This window comes from Brevibacterium siliguriense, from assembly GCF_900105315.1.
GTDB lineage: Bacteria > Actinomycetota > Actinomycetes > Actinomycetales > Brevibacteriaceae > Brevibacterium > Brevibacterium siliguriense.
The window spans coordinates 2,643,476-2,663,767 of the sequence record NZ_LT629766.1; the positions used below are offsets into that span (position 1 = coordinate 2,643,476).

General features: G+C 63.5%; 17 protein-coding genes, 2 tRNA genes and 1 pseudogene. 8 read left to right on the forward strand and 12 right to left on the reverse strand.

Annotated features, from left to right (window positions below; translation table 11 throughout):
• Positions 1-207: 207 nt before the first annotated feature.
• The 6 genes and pseudogenes from aceE (at position 208) to BLU88_RS11765 (ending at position 7,959) form a co-directional block, all read left to right on the forward strand.
• Positions 208-2,970, forward strand: a complete 2,763-nt coding sequence (aceE, locus tag BLU88_RS11740) for a pyruvate dehydrogenase (acetyl-transferring), homodimeric type (protein ID WP_092014036.1) — start codon at positions 208-210, stop codon at positions 2,968-2,970.
• Positions 2,971-3,096: 126 nt separating this feature from the next.
• Positions 3,097-4,296: a PucR family transcriptional regulator gene (locus BLU88_RS11745; protein WP_092017445.1), complete on the forward strand. Its 1,200-nt coding sequence runs from the start codon at positions 3,097-3,099 to the stop codon at positions 4,294-4,296.
• A gap of 55 nt (positions 4,297-4,351) precedes the next feature.
• Positions 4,352-5,257, forward strand: coding sequence for an ACP S-malonyltransferase (locus BLU88_RS11750; RefSeq protein WP_092014039.1), 906 nt, complete (start codon positions 4,352-4,354; stop codon positions 5,255-5,257).
• Positions 5,258-5,275: 18 nt separating this feature from the next.
• A complete protein-coding gene (locus tag BLU88_RS11755; RefSeq protein WP_092014042.1) occupies positions 5,276-6,277 on the forward strand; it encodes a beta-ketoacyl-ACP synthase III in 1,002 nt (333 codons plus the stop codon).
• Positions 6,278-6,396: 119 nt separating this feature from the next.
• Positions 6,397-6,648: an acyl carrier protein gene (locus BLU88_RS11760; protein WP_025776743.1), complete on the forward strand. Its 252-nt coding sequence runs from the start codon at positions 6,397-6,399 to the stop codon at positions 6,646-6,648.
• Between the two features lie 67 nt (positions 6,649-6,715).
• Positions 6,716-7,959: pseudogene (locus BLU88_RS11765) on the forward strand (beta-ketoacyl-[acyl-carrier-protein] synthase family protein).
• A gap of 236 nt (positions 7,960-8,195) precedes the next feature.
• On the opposite strand, the gene BLU88_RS11770 reads toward BLU88_RS11765, so the two are convergent.
• The 6 genes from BLU88_RS11770 to BLU88_RS11795 all read right to left on the reverse strand — a co-directional run bounded on the left by BLU88_RS11770 (position 8,196) and on the right by BLU88_RS11795 (position 13,223).
• The gene (locus BLU88_RS11770) at positions 8,196-8,687 is read right to left on the reverse strand and encodes a DUF3145 domain-containing protein (protein WP_092017447.1); all 492 of its coding nucleotides are present in this window, start codon (positions 8,685-8,687) and stop codon (positions 8,196-8,198) included.
• 202 nt (positions 8,688-8,889) lie between these two features.
• Positions 8,890-8,965: transfer RNA gene (locus BLU88_RS11775), tRNA-Ile, on the reverse strand.
• Between the two features lie 116 nt (positions 8,966-9,081).
• Positions 9,082-10,365, reverse strand: coding sequence for an EAL domain-containing protein (locus BLU88_RS11780; protein WP_092014045.1), 1,284 nt, complete (start codon positions 10,363-10,365; stop codon positions 9,082-9,084).
• A gap of 121 nt (positions 10,366-10,486) precedes the next feature.
• The gene (locus BLU88_RS11785; RefSeq protein ID WP_092014048.1) at positions 10,487-11,926 is read right to left on the reverse strand and encodes an MFS transporter; all 1,440 of its coding nucleotides are present in this window, start codon (positions 11,924-11,926) and stop codon (positions 10,487-10,489) included.
• Positions 11,927-12,018: 92 nt separating this feature from the next.
• Positions 12,019-13,041: an LLM class flavin-dependent oxidoreductase gene (locus BLU88_RS11790; protein WP_092014051.1), complete on the reverse strand. Its 1,023-nt coding sequence runs from the start codon at positions 13,039-13,041 to the stop codon at positions 12,019-12,021.
• Between the two features lie 109 nt (positions 13,042-13,150).
• A tRNA-Asn gene (locus BLU88_RS11795) sits at positions 13,151-13,223 on the reverse strand.
• Between the two features lie 233 nt (positions 13,224-13,456).
• On the opposite strand from BLU88_RS11795, the gene BLU88_RS11800 reads away from it, so the two are divergent.
• Together BLU88_RS11800 and BLU88_RS11805 are read left to right on the forward strand one after the other, a co-directional pair.
• Positions 13,457-14,368, forward strand: a complete 912-nt coding sequence (locus BLU88_RS11800; RefSeq protein WP_231939379.1) for a DMT family transporter — start codon at positions 13,457-13,459, stop codon at positions 14,366-14,368.
• A 42-nt stretch (positions 14,369-14,410) separates the two neighbouring features.
• Positions 14,411-15,580 (forward strand): glycosyltransferase, encoded by a 1,170-nt coding sequence (locus BLU88_RS11805; protein WP_231939733.1) that lies wholly within the window; start codon positions 14,411-14,413, stop codon positions 15,578-15,580.
• Positions 15,581-15,629: 49 nt separating this feature from the next.
• On the opposite strand, the gene gluQRS is transcribed toward BLU88_RS11805, so the two are convergent.
• From gluQRS to BLU88_RS11835, 6 genes are all read right to left on the reverse strand, one after another.
• Positions 15,630-16,568, reverse strand: a complete 939-nt coding sequence (gluQRS, locus tag BLU88_RS11810) for a tRNA glutamyl-Q(34) synthetase GluQRS (protein WP_092014059.1) — start codon at positions 16,566-16,568, stop codon at positions 15,630-15,632.
• Positions 16,565-16,885, reverse strand: coding sequence for a GNAT family N-acetyltransferase (locus BLU88_RS11815; protein WP_092014062.1), 321 nt, complete (start codon positions 16,883-16,885; stop codon positions 16,565-16,567). The genes gluQRS and BLU88_RS11815 overlap by 4 nt, the downstream gene beginning before the upstream one ends.
• A 95-nt stretch (positions 16,886-16,980) precedes the next feature.
• Positions 16,981-17,823 (reverse strand): amino acid ABC transporter permease, encoded by an 843-nt coding sequence (locus BLU88_RS11820; protein WP_092014065.1) that lies wholly within the window; start codon positions 17,821-17,823, stop codon positions 16,981-16,983.
• Positions 17,820-18,482 carry an amino acid ABC transporter permease gene (locus BLU88_RS11825; RefSeq protein ID WP_092014068.1) on the reverse strand — a complete coding sequence of 221 codons (663 nt, stop codon included), beginning with the start codon at positions 18,480-18,482 and terminating at the stop codon, positions 17,820-17,822. The genes BLU88_RS11820 and BLU88_RS11825 overlap by 4 nt, the downstream gene beginning before the upstream one ends.
• Before the next feature lie 70 nt (positions 18,483-18,552).
• Complete coding sequence (locus BLU88_RS11830; RefSeq protein ID WP_092014071.1) at positions 18,553-19,452, reverse strand: glutamate ABC transporter substrate-binding protein; 900 nt, start codon at positions 19,450-19,452, stop codon at positions 18,553-18,555.
• Positions 19,453-19,497: 45 nt separating this feature from the next.
• Positions 19,498-20,247 (reverse strand): amino acid ABC transporter ATP-binding protein, encoded by a 750-nt coding sequence (locus BLU88_RS11835; protein WP_092014075.1) that lies wholly within the window; start codon positions 20,245-20,247, stop codon positions 19,498-19,500.
• Positions 20,248-20,292 lie beyond the last annotated feature (45 nt).

Below are 20,292 nucleotides of genomic sequence, written 5' to 3' on the forward strand. Positions count from 1 at the left end.
GCGCACCGTGCAAAACCCCGTCCGCTGGGAGGCAGGATGCGTCAGGCAGATCACAACTTCGCGGGAGCGCGAAGTTCGGCTGGGAGTACTAGGCTGGCTGGTGTATCGGATGGCCCCTGTGCTCAGTCAATCTGCGGAGCACACACCACCCGATGGACATGATCTCTACACCAAAGAAGATCGTGGAGCTGAAGAGAGGACCACATCGTGGACAATCGGAATCAGGGCGGGCCCATCCTCAACGGGCTGCCCAGCCAGGTGCCCGACATCGACCCGGAGGAGACCGCTGAATGGCTGGCCTCCCTCGATGGCCTCATCGATGAGGGCGGTCGTTCTCGAGCACGCTATGTCATGCTGCGCATGCTCGAGCGCTCACGCCAGAAGCAGATCGGCGTGCCCAGCCTCACCGCTACCGACTACGTCAACACCATCGGCCCGGAGAACGAACCCTGGTTCCCCGGTGACGAAGAGGTCGAACGCCGCTACCGTCGCTGGAATCGCTGGAATGCGGCCATGCTCGTCCACCGGGCCCAGCGCCCCGGAGTCGAGGTCGGTGGACACATCTCCACCTACGCCTCCTCAGCGACTCTCTACGAGGTGGGCCTCAACCACTTCTTCCGGGGCAAGGACCATCCCGGCGGCGGCGACCACATCTTCTACCAGGGGCACGCCTCCCCCGGCATGTACGCCCGGGCCTTCCTCGAAGGCCGGATGAGCGCCGATCAGCTCGACGGCTTCCGCCAGCAGCAGTCGCACTTCATCGACGGCAAGCCGCAAGGACTGCCGTCCTACCCCCACCCTCACCAGCTGCCCGACTTCTGGGAGCACCCGACGGTGTCGATGGGGCTCGGCCCGATGAACGCGATCGCGCAGGCACAGTTCGACAAGTACCTGCACAACCGCGGGATCAAGGACACCTCACAGCAGCAGACCTGGGCCTTCCTCGGCGACGGCGAGCTCGACGAGCCCGAGAGCCGCGGCATGCTCCACGTCGCCGCTTTCGAGGAGCTCGACAACCTCAACTTCGTCATCAACTGCAACCTGCAGCGTCTCGACGGACCCGTCCGCGGCAACGGCAAGATCATGCAGGAACTCGAGTCGTACTTCCGCGGTGCCGGCTGGAACGTCATCAAGGTTGTCTGGGGCCGCGAATGGGACGCGCTGCTGGCCAAGGACCGCGACGGTGCACTCGTCAACCTGATGAACGCCACCCCCGACGGCGACTACCAGACTTATAAGGGCGAGTCCGGCGGGTTCGTGCGCGACAACTTCTTCGGCCGCGATCCGCGGACGAAGGCGATGGTCGAGGACTACAGCGACGAGCAGATCTGGAACCTCAAGCGCGGCGGTCACGACTACCGCAAGGTCTTCGCTGCGTACAAGGCCGCGATGGCCCATACCGGTCAGCCGACCGTCATCCTCGTCAAGACGGTCAAGGGCTACTCGCTTGGACCTCACTTCGAGGCCCGCAACGCCACTCACCAGATGAAGAAGCTCACGGTTGACGACCTCAAGCTCGCCCGTGACCACTTCCAGATCCCGATCTCGGACAAGGAGCTCGAGGACAACCCGAAGCTGCCCCCGTACTACCATCCGGGAGTCGACGCTCCCGAGATCAAGTACATGCAGGAGCGTCGCGCGGAGCTCGGCGGCTACTCCCCCGAGCGGCGAACCACCCATGTCGATCTCAAGCTGCCCTCCGACAAGGCCTACCAGGCCGGGCGCCGCGGATCCGGCAAGCAGGAGATCGCCACCACGATGGGCTTCGTGCGTGTGCTCAAGGACCTCATGAGGGAGAAAGAGTTCGGTCACCGGATCGTGCCGATCATCCCCGATGAGGCCCGCACCTTCGGTATGGACTCGTTCTTCCCGACGGCGAAGATCTACAATCCGCACGGGCAGAACTACATCTCCGTCGACCGCGACCTGTTCCTCGCCTACAAGGAGGCCACGGACGGTCAGCTGCTCCACGTCGGGATCAACGAGGCCGGAGCGACCGCAGCTCTGACCGCAGTCGGCACCTCCTACGCCACGCACGGCGAGCCGATGATCCCGTTCTACATCTTCTACTCGATGTTCGGCTTCCAGCGCTCCGGTGACTTCTTCTGGGCTGCCGGAGATCAGATGGCTCGCGGATTCGTCCTCGGAGCCACCGCGGGACGCACCACCCTCGTGGCCGAAGGCCTCCAGCACGGCGACGGACATTCGCACCTGCTGGCCTCGACCTATCCGTCGGTGGTCTCCTACGACCCGGCCTACAGCTACGAGATCGCCCATATCGTCAAGGACGGCATCCACCGGATGTACGATCCGGCCGATGAGCGGGATCCCGACGTGCTCTACTACATCACGATGTACAACGAGCCGATGGTCCAGCCGGCCGAACCGGAGGATCTCGACGTCGAAGGCGTGCTCAAGGGCCTCTACCTGCTGAAGAAGGGCCCCGACAACGGCGGCCCGAAGGTTCAGCTCATGGCCTCCGGCGTCGGTGTGCCGTGGGTGCTCGAAGCCCAGGAGCTGCTCGACCAGGACTGGGGCGTCTCGGCCGATGTATGGTCGGTGACCTCGTGGACGGAGCTGCGCCGCGACGGACTCGACGCCGAGAACGAGCGTCTGAAGAACCCCGACTCCGAACCGCGCACCCCGTATGTGACCGAGAAGATGGCCGAGACCGAAGGCCCGGTCATCGCGACCTCGGACTACATGCGCGCTGTTCCCGACCAGATCCGCCAGTACGTGCCCAGCCACTTCACCTCGCTGGGAACCGACGGATACGGAATCTCCGACACCCGGCCGGCGGCACGTCGTTACTACCTCGTCGACGGTCCGTCCGTGGTCACGCAGGCACTCATCTCGCTGGCTGACACCGGAAAGATCTCGATCGACAAGGCCGCCGAGGCGGCTGAGAAGTACCAGCTCGACGATGTCCGTGCCGGCAGCTCGGGTTCGACCGAGGGGGCAGGCGCCTGATCTCATTCGAACGCTGAGAGCTGATATGGCCGGAGTCTCCAAGACTCCGGCCATATTTGTCGCCTTTTCTGAGTCTTTGTATGTCGCTGACAACTGGGTTGTTCTGATTCGTCTAAACTCGTGCTCATGATGTCTGATGCCGAGACCCTGCGCCGTCGCGCCGAAACCGCCCGCAGACTGCGTGCGGGAGTCGGTGTCCTGTCCTCGGTGACTCTGCAGCGGCTGGAGGCGCAGCTGCCCTGGTACCGCTCGATGTCGTCGTCTGACCGCTCCTGGGTGGGATTGCTCGCCCAATCGGGCATCTCCTCGTTCGTCGATTGGTATCGCAAACCCGATAAGAATCTGCGCGTCGTCTCCGACATCTTCAAAACCGCACCACGCGACCTCATCCGCGCCATCAGCCTGCAGCAGACGCTGCAGCTGCTCAAGATCGTCGTCGAAGTCGTCGAAGAGCGCGTCCCGGACATCGCTCGCCCCGTCGAGCAGCCGGCCCTGCGCGAGGCCGTGCTCGTCTACTCACGTGAGATCGCGTTCGCCGCAGCCGATGTCTACGCCCGCGCCGCCGAGGCCCGCGGCAGCTGGGACGCCCGCCTCGAGGCGATGGTTGTCGATGCCCTCGTGCGCGGAGACTCCGTGGACGAACTCGCCAGCCGCACGGCTGCCTTCGGCTGGCAGTCCGAGGGCCCGGTGTGCGTCATCGTCGGCCGCGCCCCGCAGCGTGCGGCGAAGAAGGGATTGGACGGCATCCGCCGCAAGGCGAGTCGCTGGGCCGATGATGCGCTCGTCGGCATCCACGACAACCGTCTGCTCATCGTTCTGGGAGGAGTCACGGAGCTCGATGACGCCGTCGAGGACCTCTCGGACTGCTTCGGACCCTCCGAAGTCATCGTCGGGCCCGCGGTCCCAGGTCTCGCCGAGGCGGCCACCTCGGCGAAGGCGGCGATCCGGGCACTCAAGGCGGCGACCGCGCGTCCGGACTCCCCTCGCCCGGTCAAGGCCGATGACCTGCTGCCCGAACGTGCCCTGTCCGGGGACCAGATCGCCTTGTCCGAACTCATCGAACGCTATTACGAACCGCTGACCTCGGGAACGGGCCAGCTGCTGAAGACCGTGAGCGCCTACGTCGAATTCGGATCTTCGCTCGAAGCCACGGCCAAGGCGCTGTCCGTGCACCCCAACACTGTGCGATACCGATTGCGGAAGATCACCGACGCCATCGGGCTCGACCCGACGACCTCGCGCGATGCCTTCGTCATCCACATCGCCTTGGTGTATGGGCGACTGTCCGAGGACGGCGTATTGTCGAACAGCGACAAATCTCACTGAGACCGGCCCAGAGTCCATTAGATTGATCAACGGAACCCAACGAAAAGAGAACTGAGTGCTTGCAATCACCTGTCCGGGCCAAGGAGCCCAGAAGACCGGTTTCCTGAGTTCGTTCCTCGAACTCGACACATTCTCGGCACAGATCGACGAACTCTCGACCGCCTCGGGGATCGATCTGCGTCAGCACGGTACCGAATCCGATGACGAGACGATCAAGGACACCGCGGTGGCACAGCCTCTGCTCGTCGCCTCCGCCATCGCCTGCGCCGCCGAACTCGGAGTCACCCCGGCAGTCGTCGCCGGCCACTCCGTGGGAGAGATCGCCGCCGCACAGATCGCGGGAATCTTCACCCCGGCCGATGCCATGGCATTCGTCAAGGTCCGCGCGGATGGGATGGCTGCCGCTGCCGCCTCCACTCCGACCGGGATGTCCGCCGTCGTCGGCGGCCAGCCCGAAGATGTTCTCGCCGCCATCGAGGCTGCCGGAGCCAGCCCCGCCAATGTCAACGGCGGGGGTCAGACCGTGGCCGCCGGATCCCTCGAGGCACTCGAAGCACTGGCTGAGAACCCGCCGGAGCGTGCCCGGGTCATTTCGCTGCCCGTGGCTGGTGCCTTCCACACCGAGTTCATGGCCGCGGCCACCGATGATCTGGCTGCCGCCGCTTCGGCGATGGAGGTCTCCGACCCCAGCGTCTCGATCCTCAGCAACTCCGACGGGACCGCGGTCGAGACCGGTCGCGAATACGTCGACCGTCTGGTCAAGCAGGTCACGAACCCGGTGCGCTGGGACCTGTGCCAGGACAGCCTGCTGAGCGACGGGGTCACCGGAATGATCGAGCTCGTCCCCGGTGGAACTCTCACCGGAATCGCTCGACGTGCCATGAAGCGCGTCGAGACATTCGCCATCAAATCGGCCGCCGACCTCGACGGCGCGCGTGAGTTCGCGGCAGCCCACGCCTGAGAATCGAAAGAAGACGTCATGCCTACACTCAAGACTGCTGAGCCCGGCACTTTCTCCCGCATTGCCGGAATCGGTGCCTACCGTGCAGAGAATCTCGTCACCAATGACGACATCGCCGGACCGATCAACTCCTCAGACGAATGGATCCGTCAGCGCACAGGCATCATCACCCGCCGTCGTGCCAGCAAGGATGTCGGCGTCCTCGATATGTCCGAGGAAGCCGCGCTCGAAGCAATCGCCTCCGCGGGACTCAAGCCCGAGGACATCGGTGCGATCATCATCTCGACAGTCACCTTCGAATACTTCACGCCTTCAGCGGCGGCGGCGCTGACCGCGCGGCTGGGCACAGGTCCGATCCCTGCGTGGGACATCAGCGCCGCGTGTGCCGGCTATTGCTACGGCATCTCCCAGGCTGATGCACTGGTCCGCGCCGGAACCATGGACAACGTCCTCGTCATCGGTGCGGAGAAGCTCTCCGAGGTCATCGACCCCGAAGACCGTTCGATCTCGTTCATCCTCGGTGACGGTGCCGGTGCAGTCGTCGTCAGTTCCGCCGACGAACCCGGCATCTCGAAGACGGTGTGGGGGTCGAAGGGAGAGAACTGGTCGACGATCCGGATGACCGATTCGCTCTATGACATCCGCGACGATCGCGAACTGCCCTTCCCAACCCTGCGTCAGGACGGGCCGACCGTCTTCCGCTGGGCTGTGTGGGACGGCGCCGAGGTGGCCAAGGAAGCCCTCGCAGCCTCCGGAATCGAAGCCGAGGATCTCGCAGCCTTCATTCCGCACCAGGCGAACATGCGCATCATCGATGAGCTCGCGAAGCAGCTGAAGCTTCCCGAGTCCGTCGTCATCGCCCGTGACATCGCCGACAACGGGAACACCTCGGCGGCGTCGATCCCGCTGGCTACCGAACGGCTCCTGCGCGAACAGCCCGAGCTCAGCGGCGGTCTCGCCCTGCAGATGGGCTTCGGTGCGGGCCTCGTCTACGGCGCGCAGGTCGTGCGCCTGCCCTGAGACACACCCATTCACGGAAAACTCTCCGTGAATGTCCTAAGATATTCGGCGGGACACTCGTCGAAAAGTTCCTCAAACGGTCGAAAAACCCTCGACCGAAATCAGAAAGTAGGAAAGAAATGGCATTCACCGAAGCTGAAGTCCTCGCAGGGCTGGCAGAGATCGTCAATGAAGAGACCGGCCTGGCTGTCGAAGCAGTCGAAGCCGACAAGTCGTTCACCGATGACCTCGACATCGACTCCATCTCGATGATGACCATCGTCGTCAATGCTGAGAAGAAGTTCGGCGTGAAGATCCCCGATGACGACGTCAAGGACCTCGTCACCGTTCAGGACGCTGTCGACTACATCAACAAGGCTCAGGAAGCCTGAGCCACAGCAGCCGAACACGGCCCGTCCACAGACGGGCCGTGTCCACACTATCGACGAGGTTTGTACCATGACATCTAAAGTTGTCGTCACCGGAATCGGTGCGGTAACCCCCTTGGGCGCGACTGTCGATGCCACTTGGGAAGCCATTCTGGCTGGTCAGTCCGGCGTCCACACAATGGACAACGACTGGTCGGAGAAATACGGCCTCGCCGTGGACTTCGCAGCGCAGGTCGACCCACAGGTCGTGCCCGACAACCTCAAGAGGGTCCAGGCCAAGCGCCTTGACCCCTCGAGCCAATTCGCTCTCATCTCCGCTCGTGAAGCCATGGCCAACGCCGGTCTCGAGGAGACCGACCCGGAGCGTACCGCGGTCTCCTGGGCCACCGGAATCGGCGGAGTCTGGACTCTGCTCGACGCCTGGGACACCCTCCAGGAGGAAGGCCCGCGCCGAGTCATGCCCCTGACCGTTCCCATGCTCATGCCGAACGGACCTGCGGCTGCCATCGGAATGGAGTTCAAGGCCCGCGCCGGCGTGCAGACCCTGGTCTCCGCCTGTGCTTCATCGACCGAGAGCCTTGGTCACGCCTATGACGTTCTCTCTTCGGGCAAGGCCGATATCATCATCGCCGGCGGTTCCGAAGCCGCGATCCACCCGATCACCCTCGCTTCGTTCAATTCGATGCAGGCGCTGTCGCGTCGCACCGATTCGCCCGAGACCGCCTCGCGTCCCTATGACATCGACCGTGACGGATTCGTTATGGGCGAAGGTGCGGGAACGCTGATCCTCGAGACCGAGGAGCATGCAAAGGCTCGTGGTGCGAAGATCTACGCCGAGGTGGCCAGCTGGGGCATCTCGAACGACGCCTATCACATCACCGGCGGAGAGCCCGAGGGCAAGCATGCGTTGGCAGCCATGCAGCAGGCACTCGACGCAGGTGGCCTCACCGCTGCTGACATCAAGCACGTCAACGCGCACGCCACATCGACTCCGGTCGGAGACATCCCCGAATCGCTGGCAATCAGCGAACTCCTCGGCGACAAGGTCTCCGATGCACTGGTTTCGGCCACGAAATCGATGACCGGCCACCTCCTCGGTGGCACCGGCGCCGTCGAAGCGATCCTCACCGTCAAGGCGCTGCAGACACGCACCGCTCCCCCGACCATCAACGTCGACGAGATCGACCCGAAGGTCAAGGGAATCAACATCGTCCGCAACACTCCGCAGGAGCTGCCTGCGGGCGATATCGCAGCGATCACGAACTCGTTCGGCTTCGGGGTCACAACGCCGTCGTCGCGTTCCGCTCGGTCTGAGGCCCTGTTCGACCCCAGACAGCTCTAACGGCCCACTGTGAGTCAGGAAGCACGGTTTTGAACCTGTGCAATCCAACTCAGAGTGGGCCGTTTGCATATGTCGAACATCTGAGAGGCGTTCGGTGTTCAGGCACGCAAAATGGGCACACCCGAGGCAGGAAGGTGTGCCCATTGAGCAGAACGAAGCGATCCGAACCGTGACGAGTCTGTACGGCTGGGACGCGGCAGAGAACGGCTCAGCCGACCTTGGTCAGCCAGCGCACCGGTGCGCCTTCGCCTGCGTGGCGAAATGCGTCGAGTTCTTCATCCCAGGCTTCGCCGAGGGCAATCGCCATCTCGGAGGAGAACTTCGCGGGATCGCCTGCTGCTCGTTCCATGACGGAGCGGATGCGGTCTTCGGGGACGAGGATGTTTCCGGCGGTGTCGGTTATCGCGTGGTAGATACCCAGATCGGGTGTGTGGCTCCAACGTCCGCCGTCGACTCCGGCCGAGGGCTCCTCGGTGACTTCGTAGCGAAGTGAGTCCCATCCGCGCAATGCGGATGCGATGCGAGCACCGGAGCCTGCAGGCGCGCGCCAGCAGACTTCTGCGCGCACGAGACCTGGTGCTGCCGGCTGGGGTGTCCAGTCGAAGCGTGCCTGTGCGCCGATGGCCCCGCCCGCTGCCCACTCGATGTGAGGGCACAGCGCACGAGGTGCTGAGTGGACGAAGAGTACGCCCTGTGTCATATCCATTTCTGCCTCCTACTTCGGATACGTCTTCCCCTACGATCCGAAAGGAGGTGCTGACCACATGATAGTCGAAGATCGACGCGCAGCCAAGCACTAAAGACGCTGGTGGCATCGGGTGTCGATAATGACTGTCCACAATTGGGCGACAAGGTGAACACTGACGACTGGACGACAGCTGGTGCGCGCATCCAGCGCTTTGTGGTGCCCCGGTCGGACTTGAACCGACGGCCAAGGAATTATGAGTTCCCTGCTCTAACCAGCTGAGCTACGGGGGCCAGCCGAGACAACATTAGCACCATCGGAGTCCACCGCCCCATTCGGTTCACGCGCGCGTTCACACATGCGTCCACGCACGCTTACGTAGGAGTCGAGGCGCGCTGAGCCTGGGGCCTCAGGCCCGCTGCTGCGCCATTGCGTTGAGAGGGGCGACGCGGGTGAGAACACTGCGTGCGGCGTCGACACATGTGTAGCGGTCGGTGGTGATGTATACGTCGAAGACCGTCTGCCCGTCGCTGCCCGGATCGTTGCGCTTCGACGCCGCGACCATGCCCGACCAATCCGGTCCGACCACGACGACGCCGTGCTCGTTGCGCATGGGATCCGAGGCATCAACGAGTCCGGTGCGCACACCGGGAATCGGCGGTCCGTCGAACCCACCGGAGAACATCGCCGTCAGCCCTACCGTGTCGCGGATCTTCTCGTACCGCAGTCGTGTCTCCTCGGAGAATCCGTCGTCTTCGCCGAACACACCGAGGGTGATGGTCGCGGTTCCCGACGCCAGAGCGCGTTCCTCCAGCGCCGCGATCTGGGCGACGAGGAGTTCGCGGTTCATCACCAACGGCTCACGCCGGAGCCCCTGCGAAATCGAGTACGGAGTTCCCAGCGCCGGCAGATTGCGAGAGTAGTGGGAGACGAGAGCGTCCTCGCTCGGTTCGGAGAATGACTCCGGCTGCTTCGTGGCCTCACCGAAGTAGGGCCCGGACATGAACCGTGCTCCCAGCGCACGCACCCGGTCCAGATCGTCTTCGGTTTCGACACCGTCGGCGAGGATGACCGCTCCCGTGCGTTCGAGATGAGCGTGGAGAAGCCGGTTGAGTTCGGCCAGATGAGAGTCGCAGTCAATCCGCAGAACGTCCGGATGGAGTCCGACCACTGAAGGATTGACCAGCGGAACGAAGGAGGTGCTGCGCAAGTCGGGACCGACCGATGACATGCCCACTCCCCAACCCATGGCACGTGCTGAGCGGACGGAACGCAGCACCGAGGCCGGAGCCGAGGCGACGCGGTTGGCGTCGAGCTGCAGGATGACCGAGCGGTCGGGTTCCCCAGTGCGGTCCTCGAGGGTTGCAAAGGATTCGGCTTCGGCGTGGAGGAACAGGCGGTTGGACTTCGGCAGCCCTGCGCCCTCTGCAGTACGCAGCGCCGAGTCCCGCAGAGAGGCGTCGATATCACCGGTGATGGTGGCGACGCGCATGGCGTGGCGGAGGTTCTCCGACTCGGCACGGCCCAGCTCCGGGGCCCCCGTGGGAGCCTGCAGAATCTGATGGCCGACCCGCTGGAAGGTCAATGCGTCGACGACGGGGGCGAAATAGGTTTCGATCCCGCCCGAACGCACGAGTTCCTCGAGCCCGAGCTCGTCATCGGGTACCGCCTCGACCACTGTGATTCCTTCCATGGGCTGATGTGCGTAAACAGTCTTCCATATTCGGACAGAGCGGATTGTCTAAAATCCGTAACATTATTGCGCTGACAGCTGACGATGATATTCCGACGCCGGGCGCGCCGCGAGCGTGCCCTCAGGGGCGGCGGGGACCGCCTCGGCGGACTTCGACGATGCCGACGATTCCGGCGAGGATGACAACGACGGCGATCGCGACGAACGCCCCGATCATCCCCCAGTGCCAGTTGCTCACCGCAGTGATCGAGAAGGCCAGAGCAGTCATGATCGCAAGCCCCATCGAAGTGCCGATGCGCTGCCCGGTCTGCAGCACTCCGCCGGAGGAGCCGGCGTATCGCAGGGGGACCTCCTGCAGGGTCAGGGTTTGATTGGGGCTGATGACCATGCCCTGAGCGGTGCCGATGAACGCCAGGGTGAGCAGCATCCACCACTCGCTTCCGATCCCCTGGGACAGCAGCGCGACGACGCCGATCGTGGCCAGCAGACCCATGAGACACAGTGCGATTCCCCAGACGACGAGACGGCGCCCGATCTGGAAGACGAACCGTCCGGACACATCGGCGGAGACTGCCGAGCACAGCGCGGCAGGAAGACCGATCATTCCCGCGGCCAGAGCCGTATGTCCCAAGCCCTGCTGCATGTACATAGCGACGAGGACCCAGACGCTGGTGACGCCGAGGAAGTAGAGGGCGATGATGATGGAACCGTTGCTGAAGCTGCGGATCCGGAAGAGATCGAGGTCGACCATGGGAGGGCGTCCCAGGCGCGCATACCGACGTTCCCACCACGCCCACAGCCAGATCGCTCCGCAACCGAGCGGCAGTGACAGCCAGATGAACCAACCCAGCGAAGATTCGACGAAGGGCAGGAGGATGAGGAGGACGCCGACGCCGAGGAGGATGACTCCAACGGGATCGAGATCCTTACCGCCGTCGGTGCTCTTCGCGTCCTGATCGACGGCAGGTCGCCATGCGCCGCTCGGCAGCCAGACCCGGGCGAGGATGAGAGAAGCGATCGCGAAGGGCACGTTGACCAGGAAGGTCGCCCTCCAGCCGAGGTCGCTGCCGAACAGGGCGATGAGTGCACCGCCGAGCACTGGGCCGATGGCCACCGAGAGACCGACAGTGGTGCCCATCAGACCGAACGCCCGACCACGCGGCGGGCCTTGGAAATACTGCTGCAGCAAGCCCACGACCTGAGGGTTGAGGAACCCCGAGCCCAGCCCCATGGTCACTCGGGAGATATTGAGCGTCAGCGGATCCGGGGCGATTCCTGCCACCAATGAGGAGAGCCCGAAGAGACCCACGCCGATGACGAACAGCTGGCCGCGCCCGAAGACGTCGCCGGCACGTCCGGCGGCGACGAGGACGACGCCGAAGGACAGCGCATAACCGGTGAGCACCCACTGCAGAGCCGAGGTGGAGGCGTGGATATCGGAGGCAATTGAGGGCAGGACAACGTTGATGCTCGAGACCGACAGCAAGGACATGAAGAGGGGGACGAGGCCGATGATGAGGATGCGCTTCTGCGTCTGCGTCATCTTCGTGCTCTCGCTCACTCAGTCTCCCCTGATGGTGAAATGTCCCTTATGGTGATTCGTCTCCGATTGGTCTCATCATACGTTCGCAGATGGTCCTGCGACGGTACCCATCAGTGCGCACCGGCAGGCACCCATCCGAGAGCCGGTGCGACATGCTCGGCGAAGGACTCGAGGATGTGCAGGTTGAAGTCGACGCCGAGTTGGCTGGGGATCGTGAGCATGAGTGTGTCGGCGGCTTGGATGGCCGCATCGGCTTGGAGCTCCTCGATCAGCCTGTCCGGTTCACCGGCGTAGGTACGGCCGAACGTCGAACGTGTGTCGTCGATGATGCCGATCTGGTCGCCCTGCGCGGACCCGCGCCTGCCGAAGTAGAGGTCATCGAGGTCCGTGGTGATCGGGAAGATGCTGCGGCTGACGGAGACACGCGGCATCCACTCATGTCCCGCTTCGTTCCAGGCCTGCCGGTATCTCGCGATCTGTTCGGCCTGCAGGTCCCCGAACGCGGCGCCGGTCGCCTCGGTGAGCAGAGTCGAACTCATCAGGTTCACTCCCGTCCGAGCCGCACTTTCGGCGGTGGCTGCCGACCCGGCGCCCCACCAGATGCGTCGGTCCAGTCCGGGCGAATTCGGTTCGACGCGCAGTCGCCTGCCGGGACCGAACTGCTGTGGGTCGGCAGGTGCGAGCTCCTCGCCTCGAACGGCACGGAGGAATCGATCGAACTTCTCTCGGGCCATGTTCGCGGCTTTCAGCTCTGTGGGATCTTCGTACCCGAAGGTTTCCCAACCGCGCAGCGCTGGCTCAGGAGAGCCGCGGCTGATGCCGAGTGCCAACCGCTGGTCAGCGAGCAGATCGAGGGCGGCGGCCTCCTCGGCGAGATAGAGCGGATTCTCATATCGCATGTCGATGACCCCAGTGCCGACTTCGATCGCGCGGGTCTTCGCGGCGATAGTCGACAGCAGCGGAATCGGCGAGGCCGCCTGAGTCGCGAAATGGTGGACGCGGAAGTACGCGCCGTTGACTCCGAGCTCATCGGCACCGACGGAGATCTCCACCGCATCCCGCAGCATCTGTCCGGCGTCGAGGTCGCTGCCGTTGTCGTAGTGACCGAAACTGAGGAATCCGAAAGACTTCATGCTGGATGAACCCCCTGCGCGAGTCACCTATTCCCCACTTCCAAGGAGCAGTGGCAGCCGGTGTCCTGACACGACTAAGGCCCCGTCCGATCGGACGGGGCCTTTGCTGCTCCCCCGGCTGGGCTCGAACCAGCGACCCTTCGATTAACAGTCGAATGCTCTGCCAACTGAGCTACGGAGGAATGCCGCAGTTTCCTGCGGACGTGTGTTCCAGCTTAGCAAACCCCCGGGCCGGCGAACAAAACCACGCACAGTGCTTTAGCTCACAATAATGAGGGTTTCCCCACCCGTCGCCGCAGGGTTGCCCTACAGTCAGCACAAACACAGTCCACGGCCATCTTCGCAGCCTCCCCGCGCGATAGACTCGAAGCGATCCGCTCCCCTCGTCCGCACCTCAGAAACCGGAAGACTCACCGTGACCATAGTGGCAATCGCCCTCGCCGTCGTATCGGCTGTGGCACTGGCCTATGGTGCCCTGTATCAGCATGAAGCGGTTTCCGGGCAGGATGACTCCCACAACGGACTCAGCTGGGCGCATTTCACAGAGCTGCTGCGCAATCGCCGGTGGCTGCTCGGGCTGAGCATCCTCGGCGTGGGTACAGCCGGCAACTTCGTGGCCCTGGCTCTGGCACCGGTGATGGTGGTGCAGCCGATCGGAGCGTTCTCACTCATCGTCTCCGTGCTGCTCGGCATCCGTCATCGCGGGCTCAAGGTCAACAGACGACTCGTCCAATCCGTCGTCTGGTGCACCGCCGGGGTCTCGCTCTTCGTCGGACTCTCGGCCACGACAGCACAGTCGGAGGTCCATCTCGGATCAGACGCCATGCCGCTGTTCTGGATCACCGCCGTCGCCGTCGTCGTCGGCTTGGTGATCATGCTGGCCTTCCGTCACGCCCCACAGCTCGTCCTCATCATCGCAGCGGGACTGCTCTTCGCCTGCGTGGCAACGAACGCCCACCTGGTCAGCGTCCAGTTCCTCCGAGCAGGACTCGATCAGGTCACCTGGATCAACGTCGCCGCACTGCTGGCGGCCGTGGCCCTGGGGTCCTGGTTCGTCCAGAACGCCTACGCTGCTGGACCTCCGGAGATGGTCATCGCAGGGCTGACGGTCATCGACCCGATCGGTGCCGTCATCCTGGGCACCATCGTCCTCGGCGAGGCGGCCCAATCCCCCGTCTGGCTCGTCATCCTCATCTCGCTCACCGGATTGGTCGCCTGCGCGGCCGTCGTTGTATTGTCGCGGTATCATCCCGATGTCAGAGATCGAGAAGCTCAGCGCAGGAACGCCCGCCGTTCCGACACCATGACCGACACCGAGGAGAGCTGAATCCTGTCTGCGCACCGTCCCACTCCGACACGCCGAATCCTCATTCCGGCTGAGACGTACGCCCCCGAAGTCAACGGTGCCGCGAAGTTCGCCGAGCGGCTGGCTGAGGGCCTCGCCGCCCGCGGCAATGACGTCCACGTTGCGTGCCCCTCGGCGACCGGCAAACCCTCCGTCAGCGTCGAGAACGGGGTGACCGTTCACCGTCTCACCGCTCACAGGTGGCCGCTGCACCCGACGTGGATGATCTGCATGCCGTGGGAGACGAAGCCCGAGCTCTCACGACTCCTCGACAGCGTCCGCCCCGATGTCGTGCATACTCAGGCTCATTTCGTCATCGGCCGCTATGCGTTCTCCGAATCGATCAGACGCGGAATCCCCGTCGTGGCCACCAACCACTTCATGCCCGACAATGTCCGCCCCTATCTCAAGGCCCCGAAGGCCGTTCTCGACGGAGGAACCGCCATCGCCTGGTGGGACCTGCGCCGGAAGTTCCAGTCCGCCGATTTCATCACGGTACCCACACAGTTAGCCGCCGATCTGCTCACCGAAAACGGTTTCTCCTCTCCCATCCGGGCGGTGTCCTGCGGAATCGACCTGCAGCGTTTCGCTCATCTGCGTGAACTTGACTCAGCTGCGTCGCGCGCCATTCCTCCGCGTGTCCTCTTCGTCGGCCGCCTCTCCTCGGAGAAGCATGCCGCAGACATCGTCGAGGCCGTCGCGACGACCGATCCCGAACTGGGACTCGAAGCCGATATCGTCGGCGGCGGTGATCAGGAGGAACCGCTGAAGCAGCTGGCGAGCGAACTCGGCATCGCCGATCGTGTCCACGTGCTCGGGAAGATCAGCGACAAGGAACTCATTGAGGCTTACCAGCGCTGCACTTTCTTCTGCATGCCCTCGACCGCGGAACTGCAGTCCATCGCCACGTTGGAGGCGCTGGCTTCGCGCAAACCCGTGGTCCTTGCTGATGCGGTGGCCCTGCCGCACCTCGTCCGCGACGGTGTGAACGGGTACCTGTTCCCGCCGCGCGACACCGATGCGCTTGCCGATCGCTTCACTCGCATCTGCCGGATGCCCGATGCAGAACTCGATGAGATGTCGAAGGCGTCACTCGATGTCGTGGCCAAACACGATATCGAATACACCCTCGACACCTTCGAAGCGATCTACGACGGAGTCATCCGAGACGCCACCGACTCGTCTGCGGCCTGAGCGCCGATCACCTTCAGGAATCGGGACGGTTTCAGCCAGCGAGGCGGTCTCAGGGGTCCGCGGGCGGAACGAAAACCGACGGTGCTGACGGCATCCGAGCGAAATCCACGCCGCTGACCATGTCGTCGATGGATCTCCACCGTCGACCGTCTCCGTCGAATCCCAGCGACTGCTGCATCCAGGCGAAGACGTCCTCGACCGACCACCCGAGGCTGCGTACCTGCTGATAGGTCACCGCTCCGTCGCGTTTGGCCAACCGCTGACCGTCTTCGTTGAGGACCAGGGGAACGTGCACCCAGCCGGGTTCGGGCACGCCCAACAGCCGTGACAGATACGCCTGCCGAGGCGCCGAGGAGGCGAGGTCGTCCCCACGCAGGATCTCGTCGATTCCGCTCGCTGCGTCGTCGACGACGACGGTGAGATTGTAGGCGAAGATGCCGTCACCTCTTCGCAGCACGAGGTCGTCGACGAGGGCGTCGACCTGACCGAGCACCACGTCGTCGATGTGGTGCTCTCGGTTGTCCGCGTGCAGGCGCAGAGCCGGCTGACGGTTGTTCGCCTCGAGTCTCCGCCGTGCCGATTCTCGCTCATCCTCGCCGAGGTTGCGGCAGGTCCCAGGGTACGCCCCGGGTGGTGCGTGGGGTGCACTCGGGGCCTGGGCGATGTCCTTGCGTGAGCAGTAGCACTCGTAGACGAGACCGTCCGCCGCCAGCTTCGCAATCGCAGCCGAATACTCGCCGGTGCGTTCGGATTGGACCAGAGGCGGTTCGTCGGGCGTGACGCCGAGTTCAGCGAAGACCGATAGCTGTGATTCGGCCGAGCCGGCCTTCACCCGGTCGAGGTCCTCGATCCGCCACAGGAACCGTCGGCCCGTCTGTCGGGCACGCACATAGCTGAGCAGTCCGGAACGGATATTGCCGATATGGAGGTCCCCACTCGGGCTCGGAGCGAAACGGCCGGCTCCCGCGTCTGGGTGGGAATCGGTCACTGATGGGCCACGAGATCGCCGTACTGCGGGAACCGCTCTAGGTAGTCCTGCACGTAGGTACAGGTCGGCACGATGGACGCTCCGTCTGCTCGGATGAGGTCGAGCACTTGAGTGACGAGTGTGCGGGCGAAGCCTCGTCGGGAGAAGCCTTCGGAGATGATCGTGTGCTGCAGTTCCAAGGTGCGGCCATCGATGACCTGGTAGGCGAGGAACCCGATGAACTCCCCCGGGGTCTCATCGGTGAACAGTTCGTACCGCTCGCGGTCGGTGTTCTTCACCACTCGGACCGGTGTGGGGCTGAGTTGAGGCTGTGGCATTGATGCACTCCTTCATTGCCGACTCCTATGTGAACGATACCTGGTCGAGCAGGTCCCGGTCGGCATCGACCGGGACCTGCCACGTACCGCGGGATTCAGTCGACGATGGCCGTCGTCAGGCCTTCCGTCTCGGTGTCGGCGGTCGTCTTGCGCTGGAGTCGGGACTCGAGCCAGCGAGCGAACCCGGCGACGATCATATTGATGATGATGAACAGGGCGGCACCGACGATGAACGTCGGCAGCAGGTTGTTGTACTCCCGGCCGATGAGATTCACCTGGTACAGCAGATCCTGATACGTGACGATGAATCCCAGAGCCGAGTCCTTCAGCAGCACGACGATCTGGGCGATGATCGTCGGCATCATCGCTCGCAGCGCTTGCGGCATGAGCACCAGACTCATCACCTGCCCCGGTCGCAGCCCGATCGCCATGGCTGCTTCACGCTGTCCGGTGGGGACTGCGAGGATGCCGGCGCGGATGATCTCGGCCAGCACCATGCCGTTGTAGAGGGTCAGGCCGAAGACGACCGACCAGAAGGGGCCGATCTCATTGCCGAAGAGGAGGAACATTGCGAAGATGAGCAGCAGCACGGGCACACCGCGGAAGAATTCGAGGATGATTGTTCCGGGCACGGAGACGACTCTCTTGCTCGAGAGCCGCAGGAGGGCGAAGACCACGCCCACCACCATCGCGAGGACCGATGCCACGACTGCGACCTTCAGGGTGGCCAACATGCCTTGGAGCAGCACCATCTGGATCTGCGCGAAGGTGAACGGATACCACTTATCGGGTTCGAGCTGACCGGCGTCGGCGAACTTCCAGATCACGAAGGCGACCAGCGCCAACAGCACGATCAGGGAGGCGATCGAGAGGATGATGTTGTTCCGGCGCGATTTAGGGCCCGGTTCGTCGAACAGCACTTGCGTCGGTGCGCTCATCGCAGAATCACCAGCTTCTTCTCCAGGTAGTCGAAGACACGGCCGAGCAGCAGAGCCAGGATCAGATAGGCCAATGCGGTGCCGAACAGAATCGGGATGACGAGGTCACCGCGGATTTCGATGGCATTGCGCATCGCGGAGATCAGCTCTCGGTTGTTGAACGCCGAAGCGATCGAGGTGTTCTTGAGCATAGCGATGATCACACTGCCCAGGGGCGGGATGACCGTTCGGAAGGCCTGCGGCAGAACCACTTCGCTCAAGGTCTGTCCGAAGCTCAGGCCCACTGCGCGCGCGGCTTCGGCCTGTCCGACGGGAATCGTCGAGATCCCCGACTTCAGCGTCTCCGCAACGAAGCACGCGGTGTAGGCGATAAGAGCGATCGTGGCGTAGACGAAGGAGTTGAACGAACTCGTCGACCCGAATCGGATGTCGAGGAACGGCAGTCCGAATGCACAGAAGAACATCACGAGCGTCAGCGGAGTGTTCCGGACGACGTTGATGTACGTCGACGCGGCGATGCGCAGCACCGGGGTCGGTGAGACCCGCATGGCGGCGAGTACCGTACCGAGGATCATCGATCCGATCAGGGCGACGGTGAAGAGTCTGATCGTTCCCCACGCGCCGGAGAGGAACATCTGGAGAAGCTCCAGGAAATCCATGGCAGATTCCTTAATCGATGCGAGGGCACCGCAGCCGGTGCCCTCGCATCATGTCAATCTGTGGACTGGGTCAGTAGCGGTCGACCTTGGGCATGTCGACACCATCGGTGGATCCGAGTGTGTATTCGAATGCCTTCTTCCAATCGCCGTTGTCCATGCCCTTTTCCAGAGCATCGTTGACTGCGTCCCGCAGAGCCTTGTCGTCCTTGGGCAGACCGACGCCGTATGGCTCTTCGGTGAATGGCTTGCCGACGACCTTGAATTCGCCTTCGTACTGCTTGGCGTAGCCGCGCAGAATCGCGTCGTCGGTGGTCACCGCATCGACGGAGCCCGACTGCAGGTCGGTGACGCACTTCGAATATGCGTCATACGTGACGAGTTCGGCCTTCTTGTACTTGTCCTTGATGTTCTGCGCAGGAGTCGAACCGTCGACGGAGCAGACCTTCTTGCCATCGAGGTCCTCGGGACCGGCGATGTCCGAATCGGCCGCCACGAGGAGGTCCTGACCTGCCACGTAGTAGGGACCGGCGAAATCGACGACTTTCTTGCGCTCATCGTTGATCGTGTAGGTGGCCACGATCATGTCGACGTTGCCCTGCTGCAGGAAGGGCTCACGGTTGGCCGAGACGGTCTCCGTGTACTTGATCTGGTCGGGCTTGAAGCCGAGCTGCGCGGCGACCATCTTCGCGATCTCGATATCGAAGCCCTCGGGCTCCTTCGACCCGGCAGAGACGTTTCCGAGTCCCGGCTGGTCCTTCTTCACGCCGATCGTGATCTCACCGGCGTCTTTAGCGGCCTTCCAGGTCTTCGAATCGGCGATGTCCGCGCTTTCGTTGACCTTGTATTCGGGGGCTTCCGCCTTGGCTCCGTCGCCGTCGGCAGGTGCGTCCGGGGTTCCGCCCTGGCCGCAGCCGCTGAGTGCCAGCATCCCGATGGCCACCGAGGCGACCGCCAGTCTGAGCTTCTTCATGGTCTCTCCTTGTGAGTGAGTTGGTGCTGTGTGAAAGCGGTGGTTTCAGTTGGTCAGGATCTTCGAGAGGAAGTCCTTGGCTCGGCTGCTCTGGGGATTCGTGAAGAACTCCTCAGGGCCGGCGACTTCGACGATCTCCCCGTCGGCCATGAACACCACACGGTGGGCGGCCTTGCGAGCGAAGCCCATCTCATGTGTGACCACGACCATTGTCATGCCCTCTTCGGCGAGTCCGACCATGACATCGAGGACTTCGTTGATCATCTCCGGATCCAATGCCGAGGTGGGCTCGTCGAAGAGCATCACCTTCGGCTTCATCGCCAGAGACCGGGCGATCGCAACACGCTGTTGCTGACCGCCGGAGAGCTGCGCCGGGTACTTGTCGGCCTGGTGGGCGACGCCGACGCGTTCGAGCAGGGCCATCGCCTGCTTGTCCGCTTCGGCCTTCGGCGTTTTGCGGACCTTGATCGGTCCCAGCGTGACGTTCTCGAGGATCGTCTTGTGGGCGAAGAGGTTGAAGGACTGAAACACCATGCCGACGTCGGAGCGCAGCTGCGCCAGAGCAGCACCCTCGGCGGGCAGCTCCTTGCCGTCGATGGTGATGGTGCCGGAGGTGATGGTCTCCAGCCGGTTGATCGTCCGGCACAGGGTCGACTTGCCCGAACCAGACGGGCCGATGACGACGACGACCTCGCGTTCGGCGATATCGAGATTGACGTTCTTCAGCGCGTGGAAGTCACCGTAGTGCTTCTCGACGCTGCTCAAGGACACCAGTGGTGGTGATTCAGCTCTCATATGTTGAAATCCTAGTGAATATGGGCAGGCAGAAGAACGGCTCAC

Bases quoted from the DNA above. Each gene is read 5' to 3' on its own strand.
- BLU88_RS11745 (WP_092017445.1), top strand. From the start codon at position 3,097: ATGATGTCTGATGCCGAGACCCTGCGCCGTCGCGCCGAAACCGCCCGC.
- BLU88_RS11755 (WP_092014042.1), top strand. From the start codon at position 5,276: ATGCCTACACTCAAGACTGCTGAGCCCGGCACTTTCTCCCGCATTGCC.
- BLU88_RS11760 (WP_025776743.1), top strand. From the start codon at position 6,397: ATGGCATTCACCGAAGCTGAAGTCCTCGCAGGGCTGGCAGAGATCGTC.
- BLU88_RS11770 (WP_092017447.1), bottom strand. From the start codon at position 8,687: ATGACACAGGGCGTACTCTTCGTCCACTCAGCACCTCGTGCGCTGTGC.
- BLU88_RS11780 (WP_092014045.1), bottom strand. From the start codon at position 10,365: ATGGAAGGAATCACAGTGGTCGAGGCGGTACCCGATGACGAGCTCGGG.
- BLU88_RS11790 (WP_092014051.1), bottom strand. From the start codon at position 13,041: ATGAAGTCTTTCGGATTCCTCAGTTTCGGTCACTACGACAACGGCAGC.
- BLU88_RS11815 (WP_092014062.1), bottom strand. From the start codon at position 16,885: ATGCCACAGCCTCAACTCAGCCCCACACCGGTCCGAGTGGTGAAGAAC.
- BLU88_RS11820 (WP_092014065.1), bottom strand. From the start codon at position 17,823: ATGAGCGCACCGACGCAAGTGCTGTTCGACGAACCGGGCCCTAAATCG.
- BLU88_RS11825 (WP_092014068.1), bottom strand. From the start codon at position 18,482: ATGGATTTCCTGGAGCTTCTCCAGATGTTCCTCTCCGGCGCGTGGGGA.
- BLU88_RS11830 (WP_092014071.1), bottom strand. From the start codon at position 19,452: ATGAAGAAGCTCAGACTGGCGGTCGCCTCGGTGGCCATCGGGATGCTG.
- BLU88_RS11835 (WP_092014075.1), bottom strand. From the start codon at position 20,247: ATGAGAGCTGAATCACCACCACTGGTGTCCTTGAGCAGCGTCGAGAAG.